This is a genomic window from Acuticoccus sp. I52.16.1 (assembly GCF_022865125.1).
In the GTDB taxonomy this organism is placed as follows: Bacteria; Pseudomonadota; Alphaproteobacteria; order Rhizobiales; family Amorphaceae; genus Acuticoccus.
Genome location: NZ_CP094828.1, coordinates 563,193 through 578,917, shown reverse-complemented (window position 1 = coordinate 578,917; position 15,725 = coordinate 563,193). Strand labels below are relative to the sequence as shown.

16 protein-coding genes and 1 tRNA gene are annotated in these 15,725 nt (G+C 69.6%); 4 read left to right on the top strand and 13 right to left on the bottom strand.

Annotation, left to right across the window (positions count from 1 at the left end; translation table 11 throughout):
* Positions 1-4: 4 nt before the first annotated feature.
* The gene (locus MRB58_RS02650) at positions 5-835 is read right to left on the bottom strand and encodes an NAD(P)-dependent oxidoreductase (protein ID WP_244780140.1); all 831 of its coding nucleotides are present in this window, start codon (positions 833-835) and stop codon (positions 5-7) included.
* A gap of 94 nt (positions 836-929) precedes the next feature.
* On the opposite strand from MRB58_RS02650, the gene MRB58_RS02645 reads away from it, so the two are divergent.
* Positions 930-1,187, top strand: coding sequence for a GlsB/YeaQ/YmgE family stress response membrane protein (locus MRB58_RS02645; RefSeq protein ID WP_244780139.1), 258 nt, complete (start codon positions 930-932; stop codon positions 1,185-1,187).
* A gap of 198 nt (positions 1,188-1,385) precedes the next feature.
* Here the strand turns inward: MRB58_RS02645 and gfa are convergent, their stop codons facing one another.
* The 7 genes from gfa to MRB58_RS02610 all read right to left on the bottom strand — a co-directional run bounded on the left by gfa (position 1,386) and on the right by MRB58_RS02610 (position 8,324).
* A complete protein-coding gene (gfa, locus tag MRB58_RS02640) occupies positions 1,386-1,961 on the bottom strand; it encodes an S-(hydroxymethyl)glutathione synthase (RefSeq protein WP_244780138.1) in 576 nt (191 codons plus the stop codon).
* Positions 1,962-2,195: 234 nt separating this feature from the next.
* Complete coding sequence (pqqE, locus tag MRB58_RS02635; protein WP_244780136.1) at positions 2,196-3,329, bottom strand: pyrroloquinoline quinone biosynthesis protein PqqE; 1,134 nt, start codon at positions 3,327-3,329, stop codon at positions 2,196-2,198.
* The gene (locus MRB58_RS02630) at positions 3,307-3,597 is read right to left on the bottom strand and encodes a PqqD family protein (RefSeq protein ID WP_244780135.1); all 291 of its coding nucleotides are present in this window, start codon (positions 3,595-3,597) and stop codon (positions 3,307-3,309) included. Before MRB58_RS02630 ends, pqqE begins: the two co-directional genes overlap by 23 nt.
* 288 nt (positions 3,598-3,885) lie before the next feature.
* A complete protein-coding gene (locus MRB58_RS02625; RefSeq protein ID WP_244780133.1) occupies positions 3,886-4,947 on the bottom strand; it encodes a LysR family transcriptional regulator in 1,062 nt (353 codons plus the stop codon).
* 94 nt (positions 4,948-5,041) lie between these two features.
* Positions 5,042-5,695: a uracil phosphoribosyltransferase gene (upp, locus tag MRB58_RS02620; protein WP_244780129.1), complete on the bottom strand. Its 654-nt coding sequence runs from the start codon at positions 5,693-5,695 to the stop codon at positions 5,042-5,044.
* A 117-nt stretch (positions 5,696-5,812) separates the two neighbouring features.
* Complete coding sequence (locus MRB58_RS02615; protein ID WP_244780128.1) at positions 5,813-7,081, bottom strand: DUF1688 family protein; 1,269 nt, start codon at positions 7,079-7,081, stop codon at positions 5,813-5,815.
* A complete protein-coding gene (locus tag MRB58_RS02610; protein ID WP_244780126.1) occupies positions 7,074-8,324 on the bottom strand; it encodes a GTP cyclohydrolase II in 1,251 nt (416 codons plus the stop codon). The genes MRB58_RS02615 and MRB58_RS02610 overlap by 8 nt, the downstream gene beginning before the upstream one ends.
* Positions 8,325-8,494: 170 nt before the next feature.
* On the opposite strand from MRB58_RS02610, the gene glk reads away from it, so the two are divergent.
* The 3 genes from glk (at position 8,495) to MRB58_RS02595 (ending at position 9,972) form a co-directional block, all read left to right on the top strand.
* Positions 8,495-9,541: a glucokinase gene (gene glk, locus MRB58_RS02605; protein ID WP_244780124.1), complete on the top strand. Its 1,047-nt coding sequence runs from the start codon at positions 8,495-8,497 to the stop codon at positions 9,539-9,541.
* Between the two features lie 120 nt (positions 9,542-9,661).
* A tRNA-Gly gene (locus MRB58_RS02600) sits at positions 9,662-9,736 on the top strand.
* Positions 9,709-9,972, top strand: coding sequence for a hypothetical protein (locus tag MRB58_RS02595; protein WP_244780122.1), 264 nt, complete (start codon positions 9,709-9,711; stop codon positions 9,970-9,972). The genes MRB58_RS02600 and MRB58_RS02595 overlap by 28 nt, the downstream gene beginning before the upstream one ends.
* Before the next feature lie 138 nt (positions 9,973-10,110).
* On the opposite strand, the gene MRB58_RS02590 is transcribed toward MRB58_RS02595, so the two are convergent.
* From MRB58_RS02590 to dctP, 5 genes are all read right to left on the bottom strand, one after another.
* Positions 10,111-11,169 (bottom strand): D-TA family PLP-dependent enzyme, encoded by a 1,059-nt coding sequence (locus MRB58_RS02590; protein ID WP_244780120.1) that lies wholly within the window; start codon positions 11,167-11,169, stop codon positions 10,111-10,113.
* Positions 11,166-12,539 carry an aspartate aminotransferase family protein gene (locus tag MRB58_RS02585; RefSeq protein ID WP_244780119.1) on the bottom strand — a complete coding sequence of 458 codons (1,374 nt, stop codon included), beginning with the start codon at positions 12,537-12,539 and terminating at the stop codon, positions 11,166-11,168. The genes MRB58_RS02590 and MRB58_RS02585 overlap by 4 nt, the downstream gene beginning before the upstream one ends.
* A gap of 37 nt (positions 12,540-12,576) precedes the next feature.
* Positions 12,577-13,854: a TRAP transporter large permease gene (locus tag MRB58_RS02580; RefSeq protein WP_244780117.1), complete on the bottom strand. Its 1,278-nt coding sequence runs from the start codon at positions 13,852-13,854 to the stop codon at positions 12,577-12,579.
* A complete protein-coding gene (locus MRB58_RS02575; RefSeq protein ID WP_244780115.1) occupies positions 13,851-14,384 on the bottom strand; it encodes a TRAP transporter small permease in 534 nt (177 codons plus the stop codon). The genes MRB58_RS02580 and MRB58_RS02575 overlap by 4 nt, the downstream gene beginning before the upstream one ends.
* 179 nt (positions 14,385-14,563) lie before the next feature.
* On the bottom strand, positions 14,564-15,652 hold the full coding sequence (gene dctP / locus MRB58_RS02570; protein ID WP_244780114.1) for a TRAP transporter substrate-binding protein DctP: 1,089 nt from the start codon (positions 15,650-15,652) through the stop codon (positions 14,564-14,566).
* Positions 15,653-15,725 lie beyond the last annotated feature (73 nt).

Sequence of the window (15,725 nt, the reverse complement as noted above, 5' to 3'; positions counted from 1 at the left end):
GCGCTCAGGTGCGCGGCAGGCGTGCGGTGAGCGTCCGCTCCAGGTCGCCGTCGAACCCGTCGGCGCAGAAGGTGCCGCCCTGGAAGAGGTCTCCGATCGGCTCCGGGCCGACCTTGGCCTGCTCGGCCATCGCGTAGTCGGCGTGGTCCTCGGCGCTGTGCTTCGGGCGATAGCCGAGCGAGAGCGCGGTGCCGTTGTCCCACCAGGCGCGCTCGTTGTGGGAGGCACCGTAGACGATCGCGTGATGGATCTCGGGGTGCTCCAGGCCGATGCGGATCAGCTGGGCGAGGTCCTCGGGGTGCTGCCAGATGGACAGGCGCCGATGGTCCGCCGGCCGCTCGGCGATGTTGCCGATGCGGATCGACATCACCCGCAGGCCCCACTTGTCGGCATAGAGCGAGCCGAGCGCCTCGCCGAAGGCCTTGGAGACGCCGTAGAAGCCGTCCGGTCGCACCGCCTGGTCGATGCCGATGCGCCGCGTGCGCGGATAGAACCCGCAGGCATGGTTGGAGGAGGCGAAGATCACCCGTCCGACCCCCGCCGCGCGGGAGGCCTCCAGGATGTTCTGGTAGCCCTGGATGTTGGCCATGTTGACCGTGTCCCAGTCCGCCTCGACCGATTGGCCGCCGAGGTGGATCAGCCCGTCGGCACCGGCCATCAGCGGCGCCAGCTCGTCCGGGCGGGTGAGGTCGGCGGTGGTCCAACGCTCGTTGGCGGCGAGGTCGCCGGGTGCGGCGCCGCGGTCGGACAGGACGAGGTCGTAGTGCGCACGCAGCAACGGGCGGAGCATGGTCGCGACACCGCCGGCCGCTCCCGTCATGACGATCGTATCCATCGCGCGTGCAACCTCTTCGCTGTTTGCTCGTTGACCTACGCTGGGAAGGGCACGGTGTGCAACGCGTCGTGTCCGCTGCTTCGGAGGGGAACTTATGGACGTGAACGGCGTCGGAATCCTGTCGGCCGTCATCATCGGCGGCATCGCCGGCTGGCTGGCGGAGAAATTCATGCGCAGCGACATGGGGTTGCTGATGAACATCGTGCTCGGCATCGCCGGTGCGGTGGTCCTCAACGCGATCCTGGCCGCGCTCGACACCGGCTTCGGCGAGGGCATCTTCGCCTATCTCGTGACGGCCGTCATCGGCGCCTGCCTGCTCATCGCGGGCGGCCGGATGATCCGGGGGCGTTGAAGAGATCGGGGCATCTCGTCTGCGTTCGTCAGGACGCGGGATGCTCCAGCCTCACGATAGGGCGACGCGCGGCTCCGGCCGCCCCCGCTGCGGCGGGCGATCGCGCAAACGTCGGCCGCCTGGCGAGGATGCTCGCCGGCGGCCGTCGTCGTGTCGGCCATCGGTCGGCCGTCGGATCCGGGCGTCGTTCGCCTGGGATCAGGCGGCGGCGAGCTTGCCGTTCTGCTTGGCGACGTGGGTGGCGATCGCGTCCATCAGCGGGGGCGAGAGGCAGTCGTAGGGGGTGAGCGACAACTCGGTGAGGCGGGCGCGCACCTCGCCCATCCGGTCGGGCGGGAAGCCCGATTCTATGATCGACGAGCAGAAGGCGGCGAACTCCGGCGGCGACCAACCGCTGGTGTCGGACAGCTCGGTGTGGACGAAGTCGAGGCCGTGGAACGGGTGGCCGGTGTTCTCGATCCGCCCATACATGTGCGTGCCGCACCCGGTGCAGGCGTGGCGCACGATGGCGGCGCTGGTGTCGACCGGCTTGAGCTTCTCCTGGTGCGCGGTGACGGAGAGATGATCGCGCGGCACGACCGCGACCATCGAGAAGTTCGCCCCCGCCGGCTTCCAGCACTTGGTGCAGCCGCAGACGTGGTTGTGGGCGGTGTTGGACGTGAGCGTGACCTCGACCTTGTCGGTCGCGCACTTGCAGGTGAGCTTGCCGCCCGAGAACCCCGGCTGCCCTGCCGGCACCCCCTGGTCGACGGATGGATGGATGGATACTGCCATGACCGGACGTCCTCCCCAATCGGTATTTGTTGGTCGGTCCTGCCAATAAGTCGTGCGCGTGCGAGGCAGTCGCCAGGACGCACGAAGTAAAAGCGGCTGAAGTATAGAGCCGCTATGGGCCTCGCGGCATCGCGACCAAGGTCTTACGACCCTCAAGGCCCCAATTTTACGGTCGGTTTTCGAGAAGAACCGCGAGCCGCCCCGCGCAGGGCGGGCGGCGCGCCGCGCAAGGGCCTAATCGCGCGCGTAACGGCGCCAGCGGAACGGGGTGTCCTCGGCGCCGAGGGCGGCTTGCAGCGCGGCGTCGAGTGCGGCGCGATGGGGGGAGAGGACGCACACCGGGTCGGTGTTGGCGGCGTCGCCGGTCACCATCATCGCCTGACAGCGGCAGCCGCCGAAGTCTTCGTCGCGGCGGGTGCAGCTCTGGCAGGGCTCGCGCATCCAGTCGGTGCCGCGGAACCGCTCGAACGCGGGCGAGGCGCGCCAGATCTCGGCGAGCGACATCTTGCGCACATTGTCGAACACCATGTCCGGGATGCTGGCGGCGGCGTGGCACGGCAGCACGTCGCCCGACGGTGCCACGGCGAGGAACTGCTGCCCCCAACCGCCCATGCAGGGCTTGGGAAAGCGGGCGTAGTAGTCCGGCAGGACGTAGTCGATCGCCAGGACGCCGCGCAGGCGCTCGCGCGCGGCCTCGACGACGGCGTTCGCATGCTCCACCTGCTCCGGCCGCGGCATCAGCGCGGCGCGGTTGGCGAGCGCCCAACCATAATATTGCGTGTTGGCGATCTCGAGCCGGTGTGCGCCTAGCTCCACCGCCAGATCGACCATCTTGTCCACGTTGTCGAGGTTGCGGCGGTGGACGACGGCGTTCAGCGTCAGCGGCAGGCCGCGTTCGGTGACGAGATTGCAGGCGGCGATCTTTTTGGCGAAGGCGCCCTTCATGTTCGTGATGTCGCCGCAGCCGGTCGCGGTCGCGTCCTGCAGCGAGACCTGGACATGGTCCACGCCGGCCTCGACCAGCGCGTCGGCGCGCTCGGGCGTCAGCGTCACGGCGGCGGTGATGAGGTTGATGTAGAGGTCCGCAGCCCGCGCCTCGCGCACGATGTCGACGATGTCGCGCCGGGCGAGGGGCTCGCCGCCGGAGAGGTGGAGTTGCAGCGCGCCCAGTGCCGCCGCCTCGCGGAAGACGCGGCCCCAGTCGGCGACGCTCAGCTCGCGCGCCGGCGCCTCCAGCGCCACCGGGTTCGAGCAGTAGGGACACTGCAGCGGACAGCGATGGGTGACCTCGGCGAGGAGGCCGAGGAGGACGGGCGTCGCGGTCGCGGGCGCGGCGTCGGGGCGCTCAAGCGTGGACGCGTCGGACATAGCCTTGCTCCACCAGGCCCGACACGAGCGGGCCGAGGTCTTCTTCGATCACGTCGATCGGGGCGTCGTACTCCTGCGCCAGGGCCGCCAGCACGTCGCCGAAGCGGGTGGGGGTGGCGAGCCGCTCCAGCACCTCGACGGTGGTGGGGCAGGGGTAGAGCACCTGTTCGGGCACCAGCAGGACCCAGACGCCGCGCACGTCGCACCGCTTCAGTCGCGCCCAGGTGGGGCGCACGAGGGTGTCGCTCGGGCTGAGGGGGGTCATCATGGGTGGGGCTCGGCTCGTCGTGATCGCCGGAAAGGGTGCGCCGCTCCCGCCCGACGCGACAGGGAGCGCGAGCGGGAGCGGCGCGTGACGTTCAGAACGTCGGGTTCACGTACGCCGTCACTTCCATGCCGGCGGGCTTCTGCTGAATGGCGGGCTTGGTCCAGGTCTTCTTCATGTTTCGTCTCCCTCTGAGTGGCACTGGCCGTTCGACCAGGTGCCGTTGAATGTCTCGTCCCACCCCGCGCGCGGCAAGCGATAGGGACCATAGGACGCGCCTATGATCGTTCCTTATGGGCCGGAAGGCGGTGCATATAGGTTCGCGTCTGAAGCACCCGCCGGTCCCAGGTCGGATTGGCGCACGAATGCCGGAATCGGCCGGGTTTCCAGGGGCTCCAACCCCGCCGACGCGGCCTTCAGTGCGGCCTCCAGCGCCACGATGCTGGGCATGCGGGCGGTCTGGAACGGCGTCAGCAGAACGGTCTGCCGCACCGGTAGACCAAGGTCGTAGAGCGCCACGTCGAAGAGGAGCCGCGGCCCCTGGCGCACCGAAAGCTCCGGCACGATGGCCACGCCCTGGCCCTCCTCGACGAAGGCGAGCGCGCTCTCGAAGGTGCGGCAGCGCAACGTGGCGCCCGAATCGGGCAACAGCCGCTCGTACCAGGCCGTGACACGTGCGGTGTGCTCGCTGCCGAAGGCGTAGCGCGCGGTGCGGTTCATCGTGTCCAGCGCCTCGGCCGGGAGGTCGCGCGTCAGGTCGGCGATGGTGCTGAGGTCGGGCATGTGGCGCGGCACCGCGAGGAGCTGGCGGTCGCCCAGGATCTCGACGCGCCGCAAGCCCTGGCCGGTCCCCTCCGAGTAGTCCGACATCACCGCCGCGTCGAACAGGCGGCCGTTGAGCTGCTCGCGCGCCTCCCGCGGCGTCACCTCGGCGAGGTCGAGGACGTAGCCCGGATGGTCGCGCCGCATGCGGGCGAAGGCGGGGGCGACGATGTTGCGTGCGATCGAGGGGAGGGCGCCGACGGTGAGCTGGCTGCGCACCCCCTCGAAATACTCGTTGAGGCCGGCGCTGGCGCGGTCGACCGCCTCCAGGATGCCGCCCGCCTCGGCCAGCAGGAACTCCCCCGCCGGGGTGAGGCGCAGCTCGTTGCCGACGTAGCGGATGAGCTTGCCGCCGAGCTGATGCTCCATGCGGCTGAGCTGCTGCGAGATCGACGGTTGGCGTACGTCGAGCTGCTTGGCGGCCCGCGTCAGCGAGCGGGACTGCGCGACGGCCCAGAAGATCTGCAGCTGGCGCAGCGTGAACTGGTGCGTCGTGTCCTTGGCGTCCATGGCGTCAGCATGGCTGCACATCCCGTGCTTCACAACTGCCGCGGACGCGATCGGCCGCGCCCCGCCCGCCCCGACGTTCGGCGGGCTTGACGGCGCCCCGGCGCCGTGCGGGCGGCTACTTGGTGCCGAACATCCGGTCGCCCGCGTCGCCCAGACCCGGCACGATATAGCCGTGGTCGTTGAGGCGCTCGTCCACCGCCGCGGCGACGATGGGCACGTCCGGATGGTGGCCCGAAAGGTTTTCGACCCCCTCCGGCGAAGCCAGCAGGCAGACGAACTTCATGTCCGTGGCGCCGGCTTCCTTCAGGCGGTCGATCGCGGCGATGGCGCTGTTGGCGGTCGCCAGCATCGGGTCCAGCACGATGACGCGGCGGTTGCCCATGTCGTCCGGCGCCTTGAAATAATACTCCACCGCCGACAGCGTGTTGGGGTCGCGGTAGAGGCCGACGTGGCTGACGCGGGCGGCCGGGACGAGGTCGAGCATGCCGTCGAGCAGGCCCTCGCCGGCGCGCAGGATCGAGGCGAAGACCAGCTTCTTGCCCGCCAGCACCGGCGCCTGCATCGCCTGGATCGGCGTCTCGATCTCGACCAGCTCCAGCTCCAGGTCGCGCGTCGCCTCGTAGCACAGGAGCATCGCGATCTCGCGAAGGAGCTGGCGGAAGCTCGCCGTCGACGTCGTCTTGCGCCGCATCAGCGTCAGCTTGTGCTGCACCAGCGGGTGGTCGATGACGGTGACGTTGGGGTGGGTGCTGGTCGTGTCGGTCGGCATTCGCGAAAGGTCTCCTGCGGCGCTGCGACGCTTGGCCATACGAGCGCCGCAAATCGGACCATAGCGGGCGGATCAAAGCAATCATCCGCGCCCGCCGTCAGCGTGCTGAAGGGTGCGTTAAAACACTGTGCCGTCGCTGATGATGGCGATCGGCGGGGTGCGGTCGGGACGCGCCTCGGCGGCCAGCAGGCGCCCGGTCGCCCAGGTGCCGCCCTCCAGGATCGCCGCCAGCGGCAGCGCCTCGGGCGGGGCGTCGAGCCGCTCGCGCACCATCGGCGCCAGTCGGTCGAGCAGCGTCACGGTCGCGGCGCGCCACTCGACGATCAGCGGGTGGTCCACCGGCAGCGGCGCGGCGGGCGGGGCGACGAGGCTCAGCGCGCGACCGTCCACGAAGAGCCCGCCGTTGCGGTACTCGGCGAGGCCCGGCAGCGCGTCGAGGTCGACGACGTCGATCCCGCGGATCACCAGCGGCTCCACCAGCGAATAGGAGAGCCAGGACGAGAGCTTGTGGAAGGGGACGATGTCCGATCCGGGGGTGCCGTCGCCGAGCGCGGGATGGCGCCACGCGTCACCCAGGGCGATGCCGCCCAGCTCCAGCCGGCTCGGCCAGATCGGCGCCAGGCCCTCCAGCACCATGGCGAGGATCATCGTCGCCGGCAGCTCGCCGTCGACGGCCTCGGCGGCCAGCGCGTCGATCAGGCCGCCGGGGCGCGGGTCGTCCTCGGTGGCGAAGAGGTCCGGCGCGGCGCGGGTCGCGGCGGCAAGGCTCGCCAGCAGCGCGCGGCGGCCCTCGGCGCCCTCCAGCGGATTGTCGGCACTGATCTGGAAGCCGTCGGCGAACTCCTCTTCGCCGACGATCTCCAGCGCCGCCGCGTCCGCCCGCAGCGGGTCGGCGGGGACGGCGGAGAAGGCGCCCGAGGCGAACATCGCGAACGAGGCGAGCGCCAGCCCCTCGGAGCGACCGGCGACCTCGCCCGTCGCCGCCTCGCGGTAGCGCCAGGTGGGGCCGGCGCCGGCGTCCAGCAGCACCGAGACGATGGCGAGGTCGCCCATGGCGCGGGCGGCCTCCTGCGGCGTCGCCCACTCGCGCGCCGCGGCGAGGCTGGCGAACCGGTCCAGGCCCGGGCTCTCGAAATGGCGGAAACGGGCGTGCAGGGGGACGGCGAGGTCCGGGTAGCGCTCACGCGTCACCGCGGCGACGCGGTCGGCGATCGCCGGCAGGGCGGCCGCGTCGAAGCGGAAATGCTCCGACTTGCCGGCCTCGATGTGCGCGAAGAGGGCGGCGGAGCGCTCGCGCACCGCCTCTGCGGAGAGGAGGTGGCGCGCGGCCTCGATCTCCGGGCTGTCGGGCTCGGGCGTGTCGTCGATCTCGGGCCGCTCACTCATCGATGCCGCGGCCCTTCACCGTGCCGAGTTCGCGGTGGCCGGTCTCGGAGTAGTAGCCGGCCGCCTTCTTGGCCTCGATCTCGACCGACGCGTCGGCCGGGATCAGCTCGTCCGGGATCGACACCCGCTCGCCGATCTCGATGCCCGAGCCGACGATGGAATCGTACTTCATGTTGCTCATCGAGATGAAGCGGTGGATCTTCTTCACGCCCAGCCAGTGCAGGACGTCCGGCATCAGCTCCTGGAAGCGCGCGTCCTGCACCCCGGCGACGCACTCGGTCCGCTCGAAGTATTCGGCCGCGGTGTCGCCGCCCTCCTGGCGTTTCCTGGCGTTGTAGACCAGGAACTTCGTCACCTCGCCCAAGGCCCGGCCTTCCTTGCGGTTGTAGACCACCAGGCCGACGCCGCCCTGCTGCGCCTCGGCGACGCATTCCTCGATCCCGTGGATCAGATAGGGCCGGCAGGTGCAAATGTCCGAGCCGAACACGTCCGAGCCGTTGCACTCGTCGTGGACACGGCAGGTGAGGCGGTGCGCCGGGTCGGCGAGCTTGGCCGCGTCGCCGAAGATGTACACGCTGATCGAGCCGATCGGCGGCAGGAAGGCGAGGAGGTCCGGCCGGGTGACGAGTTCGGGATACATGCCACCGGTCTGCTCGAAGAGGACGCGGCGCAGGCGCGTCTCCTCGACGCCGAACCGCTCGGCGATGCCGGGAAGGTACCACACCGGCTCGATCGCCGCCTTGGTGACGGCGACGTCGCCGCTCTCCTTCATGATCGTGCCGTCGACCTTCAGCCGCCCCTTGGCGACCGCGTCGTTCAGCTCATGCATGGTGAGGTGCGCACGGGTGATCGCGATCGTCGGCCGGATATCGACCCCTTCGGCGATCAGCGGGCCGAACGCCTCGGCCGCGATATGGCCGAACGGGTCCAACGAGACGATGCGCTTGGCGTCGAACCAGGACGGGTGCGGGCCGATCGGCACCACCGGGGAGGTGTTGTGAAGGTCCGGCCGGCGGATCGGATTGAGCGCGCCGGACGTTACCGCCAGAGCGCGATAGAGCGAATAGGAGCCGCCGTGGGTGCCGATGGCATTGCGATCCCCCGCTTCGGTGACGGTGCCGACGATCGGCCCGCGGGCGATGGGATCCTCCGCTCCCCAATGGAGCGGGAAGCGCAAGGTGCGCCCGTTCCCAGGGTGCGACGTGAGGCGTATGTGGGTCTTGCGATTGATGGGGTCGCCCATAGCCGGTCTCCTGGGGCAATAAGATCCCGAAAATATGGTGTCTTCGGTCCCGATTGCCCGGTCCTTAACGGGAAGGAAGGGCGCCCTTTCGCACATCTTGTTCGACGGTGCCACACTTGGAATCGTCGCCACACCGTTGAAGGAGCGCCCGCGTGCCGCAAAATGGGGACATGAAAACACCCCGCAGAAGAGCCGGCGATCTTCGCCCCCTGTCGTTCCCGGTCCTCATCGCCGACATCGGCGGCACCAACGTGCGCCTGGCCGTCCTGCCCGAAGCCCATAGCCCCGTGCGCGACTTCCCCACGGTGCAGACCTCCGCCTTCCCCGACTTCGCCAGCGCGGCGGAGGCGACGGTGCTCGACGCGACCGCCATCATGCCGCGCTCCTGTCTGATCGCGGCCGCCGGCCCCATCACCGGTGCCCATGTCAAGCTCACCAACGCCGACTGGGAGATCGACCCGGTTGCGCTGTGCCGGCAGCTCAACCTCGACACCGTGATCACCTTCAACGACTTCGAGGCGCTGGCGCTCTCGCTCCCCTACCTCCACGGGGAGCAGCTGCTGCAAGTGGGTGCCGGCGAGACCGTGCCGCGCGCGCCGCGGGTGGTGATCGGGCCGGGGACGGGGCTGGGCGTCGCCGTCATGGTCTATGGCGACAAACGCTATACGCCGCTGGCCGGCGAGGGCGGGCACGTCTCGCTGGCGCCGGAGACCGACCGCGACTTCCAGATCTGGCCGCACATCGACCGGCTGCACGGGCGCATCAGCGGCGAGACGCTGCTGTCGGGCCGGGGGCTGGCGCGGATCTACCGGGCCATCGCCCGAGCCGACGGCAAGGACCCCTGGTGCACCGAGGGCTCGGAGGTGACGCACGCGCTCGGCTACGACGACGTGATCGCCGCGGAGGCGATCGACCTCTTCCTCACCTATCTGGGCCGGATGGCCGGCGATCTGGCGTTGGTGACGCTGGCCAAGGGCGGCGTCTATATCGGCGGCGGGATCGTGCCGCGCCTGGCCGATCGGATCGCCTCCAGCGGCTTTCGCGCCGCGTTCGAGGCGAAGGCCCCGCATGCGGCGATCATGCGCGACATCCCCACCTACCTCATCACCGAGCCGAAGCCGGCGGTGTCGGGCATGGCGAGCTTCGCGACCCTGCCGGAGCGGTTCGCGCTCGACCTGTCGGAGCGCAGGTTCGGGCCGAACGGGCTGGTGCCCTAGGTGTGCGCCGGGGAGAATCGGGGCCATGTGGAAAAGGTCGGAAATGAGGGCTTGCGCTCTCCCGGCTAATCGTCCATATGGCTGCCACGCAACGCGCTGACGCGGCGCCGTTGCTCGGATGCGGGTGTAGCTCAGGGGTAGAGCACAACCTTGCCAAGGTTGGGGTCGTGGGTTCGAATCCCATCGCCCGCTCCAAACAAATCACACCATCAAAAATCAGCCGCACGACATGCGGCCGCTCGGCATTCCTCGCCGCAGCGGCGCTCTCGCCGCGCTTTCATTCTGACCTCGCCTTCGATCTGACCGGGTTCTCCCTGTCTGCATCGGCCGGCGGAGTTGCGATGGCCACGGCGTCGTCGCGGCGTGCGGTCGGTCGCGCCTGGTTCATCGCCGCCGCCGGGTTGCGGGGTGCCTCGGCATGGGCGCGCTGATGAAGGCCTCGGTCGTTCGCCGTGGGATGCCCGGCCGGGCCGGAACGCGGCGCCGCCGGGCCTCTCCAGGGCGCGGCGGCGTTCGGGTCGTCGGCCGGCCGCCGCGGATGATGGGCGCCCCCGCGGCGGGTGGGGGCTTCAGCCCAGGCGGCCGCGGGCGGCCACGGGGACGACCTCTTTCACGGTGTCGCCGTCCACCAGATGCACAACCTCGAAGAGGTTCGACACGACGCAGACGTGGTTCGGGATCACCCGCACGCGCTCGCCGATCGCCGGCGCGGTGGGGCAGTCGGACACGTCCACGACCGCATGCTCCTCGCTGAGCGAGGTGACGATCGCATCCGGATATTCGACGAGGTAGCCGTGGCCCGGCACCGGCGCGGCGTCGGCCGCCAGCGCCTTGGAGCCGGCGTCGAGCACCACGCGGCCGGGGACAGGATGGCTGACGACGGTCGCGAGCACCGTCAGCGCACAGTCGCTGAGGTGGCCGAGGCCGAACGCCACCTGCATTCGGTCGGAGTAGATGTAGGTTCCGGGACGATGCTCGGTCGCGTTCGTCACCTCGGCGGCGTGGTAGAGGTCGGGCGAGCCACCGTTCGAGATGCGTCGCGGCGGCAGCCCGGCCGCCTTCAGCACACCGGCCGCCTCGCCCAGCTTGGCGTTGACATCCGCCGTCCGCCCGCGCGGCGGGTAGGTCATGATCCCCTCGAAGACCAGGCCGGGTGCCGCGTCGATCGCCCGTGCCAGCTCGACCAGATCCGGCAGGGACGAGACGCCGCAGCGCTTGGCGCCGGTGTCGATCTCGATCAGCACCGGCAGCGGGCGCGCGGGGTCGTCGAAGCGCGCCGCGTAGCCGGCCACCGTCACCGCGCTGTCGGCCGCGACGGACAAGGCGACGCGCGCGTGGAGCGCGGCGAGGCGCTCGAGCTTGGCCGCGCCCAGGATGTTGTAGGGGATGAAGATGTCGGTGATGCTGGCGTCCGCCATCACCTCCGCCTCACCGATCTTCTGGCAGGTGATGCCGGCCGCGCCCAGCGCCACCTGCCGCGCGGCCCACATCGGCAGCTTGTGCGTCTTGATGTGCGGGCGCAGCGTCAGGCCGTGCGTGTCGGCGTAGGCCTGCGCGCGGGCGAGGTTGGCCTCGGCGCGCGCGGTGTCGACGAGGATCGCCGGGGTGTCGACGTCGGCGATCTTCACAGGTCCGGCTCGTCTTTGAGGCGCTGCAGGGCCGCCTCGAAGGCGGTCATCGTCAAAGCCATGTCGGCATCGGTGTGGGCGGCGCTGACGAGGCCGCCCGGCCAGCCGCTGAGATCGACCCCGTTCAGCATCATCGCCATGCGCAGCCGGTCGACCAAGGTCGACGGCGCGGCCTTCAGCTCCTTCCACGGCACCGTGAAGGGGTCGAACGCGGTGGGGTCGATCGAGCGCTTCTCGACATTGAGGAAGATGTGGAAGCCCGAATAGGTCCCGTAGGCGGCGTACGGCACGCCCGTGGCCGCGAACAGGCGGTTCAGCCTCTCCCGCAGCTCGGCGGCGTAGGCGTTGGCATGCTCGCAGACGCCGCCCTTGGCGATGATGTCGAGCGCGGCGATGCCGGCGGCGGCGGTGACCGGGTTGGCGTTGAAGGTGCCGGGATGGGCGATCTTCTCGAACCCCTTCTCGGCGGCCGCCTCGAAGTCGATCCGCTCCATGATGTCGGCCCGTCCGCCGACCGCGCCACCCGGAAGTCCTCCGGCGACGATCTTGGCCATGGTGGTGAGGTCCGGGATCACGCCCGAGGCCTCCTGCGCTCCGCCGGGGGCGACGCGGAAGCCGGAGATCACCTCGTCGAAGACGAGGAGGGTGCCGGTCGCCGTCGTCGCCTCGCGCAGCGCCTCCAGCACGCCGTCGGCCACCGGCACGCGCCCGAACGAGGCGCCCGTCGGCTCGATGATGACGGCCGCGACGTCGCCGCTCGCCAGAGCCGCACGCGCGCCCTCCACGTCGTTCGGCGCGATCAGGATCACGTCGGCGGCGATCGACGGCAGGACCCCGGCGGTCGGCGAGCCGTCGAAGTGATTGGCGTAACCGCTGGTCATGTGGTCGTGCCAGCCGTGGAAGTAGGATGCGAAGCGCAGGAGCTTGGTGCGGCCGGTGTAGGCGCGCGCCAGGCGCAGCGCGAGCAGCGTCGCCTCCGTCCCGGACGCGGTGAAGCGGACCCGCTCGACGGAGGGGACCATGTCGATCACCGCCTGGCCCCAGGTGCACTCACGCGTGGTGGAGGCGGCGAACTGCGTTCCGTCGTCGACCGCCTCCTTGATGGCCGCCGTCACCCGCGGGTGGCAGTGGCCGAGGATCAGCGCGCCGTGGCCGCCGAAATAGTCCACGTACTCGTTGCCGTCGATGTCCCATTTGCGGCTCGCCTTTCCCTGATCGACGGTCACCGGGTAGGGCAGCATGTGCCGCGCGTCGTGGGTGATGCCGGACGGGAACACCGTGCGCGCCTTCTCCGCCTGTGCGGCGGAGCGGCGCGTGCGGTCGCGGAAATCGGCGATGATGGTCGAGTTGGTGGGGGCGTCGAGCGCCATGGGACGGTCTCCAGAGGGACCCGGCCGGGAAGCCGGGTTAATCGAACAGGCTCGGAATGAAGAGCACGAACGCGGGCCACAACGATACCACGACGATCACCGCGAGGTGGCTGAGGTAGAACGGCAGGGCGGTCACGATCGCGCGGTGGTAGGGGACGCCCGCGATCTGCGAGGCGGTCATCAAGGTCATCCCCACCGGCGGGGTGATGTTGGCGACATTGAGCGTGATGATCATGACGATGGCGAAGTGCAGCGGGTCGAACCCGAGCTGCACCATCGCCGGCACCAGGACGGGCGCCACGACGACCAGCGCCGGCAGAACGTCGAGTACCGTGCCGAGCAGGATGAGCAGCACGTTGACGAGGCCGATCTGCACGATCCAGTTGTCGGAGATCGCGGTGATCATGCCGGCCGCGTCGCGGGCGAGGCCGGAGCGGGTGACGAACCAGCCCAGCACAGTCGACGACGCCAGCAGGAAGAAGACCACGCCCGAGAAGCGCACCGTGGCGACGAGGCAGGCCCACACCTTGGCGAGCGTCAGCGTGCGGTAGACGAGGAAACCCAGCACCAGCGTGTACATCGCCGCGAACGCCGAGGCCTCGGTGATCGTGGTGAGCCCGCCCAGGATCCCGCCCAGGATGATGACGGGCACCAGGAGCGCCGGGATGGTCGGAATGAAGGCGCGCGCGGCGTCCTTCAGGTTCGTGTCGCCGTGGCGGGGGAATTTGTAGATCCAGGCCATGACGAACGAGGCGATCAGCAGCGCCACCGTCATCAAGACGCCCGGCAGGATGCCGGCGGCGAAGAGGTCGAGCACGGTCACGTTGTGCAGGATCGCGGCGTAGACGACCATCACCACCGACGGCGGGATGATCGGGCCGATGATCGACGAGCAGGCCGTCACCGCCGCGGCGTAGGCGGGGGTGTACCCCTCTTTCTTCATGGCGGGGATGAGGATCTTGCCGACGGCGACGGTGTCGGTGATCGCCGCGCCCGTGAGGCCGGAGAAGAACAGGCTGACGACGATGTTGACGTGGCTGAGTGCGCCGCGCACCCGCCCCAGCAGTGCGTTGTTGAACGCCACCAGACGCTCGGTGAGCCCCGCCTGGTTCATCAGCTCCGAGGTGAAGATGAAGTAGGGCACCGCCATCAGGAGGTAGCCCGAGACGCCCGAGAACATCCGCTCGGCGATGATCTGGATGAACCGCAGCCCGCCCAGCTCCCAGCTCCCGGCGAGGCCCGAGAAGGTCATCAGAAGCGCGATGGGCGTGCCGATGAAGAGGAGGACGACGAAGACGATGATCGCGGAGGTCATGGGCGGTTGTCCTTCTCGCCGGCGGCGAGTTCGCGCGCTTCGTCCATCGGGCTTTCTTCATCGAGGAGGTTGGCCCCGCACAGGACGTGGGCGAGGAGGACGGCGCCCGTCACCGGCACGCACGCGGTGACCCACTGGGCGTGGATCTGGATGGTGTCGGAGACCATGTAGATGTCGGTCGACTTGGAGAAGAACTTCCAACCGTACCAGATCAGCAGGCCCGCGAAGAGCGCGACGAGGGCGGTGTTGAGGATGTGCAGCGCCGTGACGACGGGCTGGGGAAGGATGGCGATGATCGCCGTCATCGCGATGTGCTCGCCATGCCAGAAGGCGACCGTGAGCGAGAGCATTCCGAGCCACGGAATGAAGAGCCGCGCCAGCGAGTAGGTCCAGGACAGCGCGTCCCCGGTGACGATCATGTAGAAGAAGCCGGAGAAGGATATCGCCAGCATCGCCAATATGAAGAGGACGCAGACGGTGCTGACCGCCCGGTTCAAACCGGCCGAGAGCCGGCTGCGCGAGAACGTCATAGGGGCCTTTCTGAAGGGTGTGCCGTTCCGGGGCCGGCCGCCGCGCCGCCTGCGCAGCGCACGGACGCGGGGCGAGTTCGGCGCCGCCCGTTCGCGCGTCGGGGCGAGGCCGGTCCGCGTGTGCCGCGCCGGGCGCGGCTGTCGCGCGGGCGGGAGTGCCGCCCGCGCCCTCGTCGGCGTCAGTTGCCGTAGCGTTCCATGTCGGTCTCGGTCACGTCGGCCTTGATCTCCTCGACGGTGGCGAACAGCTCGTCCACCAGCGCGGCGTCGAGACCGAAGTCGCCGACGATCCACTCCTGCCAGGCCGGACGCGCGATGTCGGCCATCTTCGTGCGCTCCTCGTCGGGCAGGACGTAGCACTCGTCGAAGTTCTCGCAGGAGGCCTGCCAGCCCTTGATCGCGGCGAGCGCCGAAATGCCGTGCGCCAGCTCGATCGCCTCACGCGCGGAGGTGATGACGGCTTCCTTGTACTCCTCGGGGAGCGACTGGAACCACTCCTCGGAGACCAGCCAGGACTGCGAGTTGTACACGTGGCCCGAGAGGGTCGTGTAATCGTTCACTTCCCAGAGCGAGAAGTTCTTGGACACACCCGGCGCGTTGAACTGGCCGTCCGCGAGGCCGGTCGAGAGCGCGGTCACCACCTCGCCCCAGGGGAGCGGGGTCGCCGAGGCGCCGAGCGCCTTCATGGTGGCGACGTGGGCCGGGTTCTCCTCGACGCGGATCTTCATGCCGGCGAGATCGTCGACCGTCTTGATCAGCTTGCCGTTGTTGGTGAAGGCGACGAAGCCGCCCCCGTCGTCGAACGTGCCGAGATAACGCAGGCCCGACTCCTCGATGGAGCCCTTCATGAAGTTGGCGAACCACGCCCCGTCGAAGAAGGCGTGTGCGACTTCGTAATTGGGGAAGAGGAAGGGCGCGGTGATGACCTGGTACTTCGGAAAGAAGGAGCTCATCGCGCCGGACGAGATGATCGTCGACTGCAACAGCGCGCCGTCCTGCGCCTGCTTGCCGGTCTCGACCTCGGAGCCCAGCTGGCCGGCGCCGAAGATCTCGACCTCGACCTCGCCCTTGGTCTTCGACTCGACGAGAGACTTGAAGTGGACGAGCGCCGGCTGGATCTCGTTGTCCATGTCCTCGGGGGCGAGGTGGGCGATCGCCATGGTGAACTCTTGCGCGGAGGCCGCGCCCGGCATCGCGAGGCCGGCGGTCAGCGCCGCGACGGCGACGGCGCCGCCCAGCCGTCCTTTGGTATCAGCCCAAAACGTCATCTGTCTCTCCTCTGCCGCGCCTAGGTTTGGCCTCGATCGGCGGTCCATGGCGCTAGATGTTTGATAGATCAGT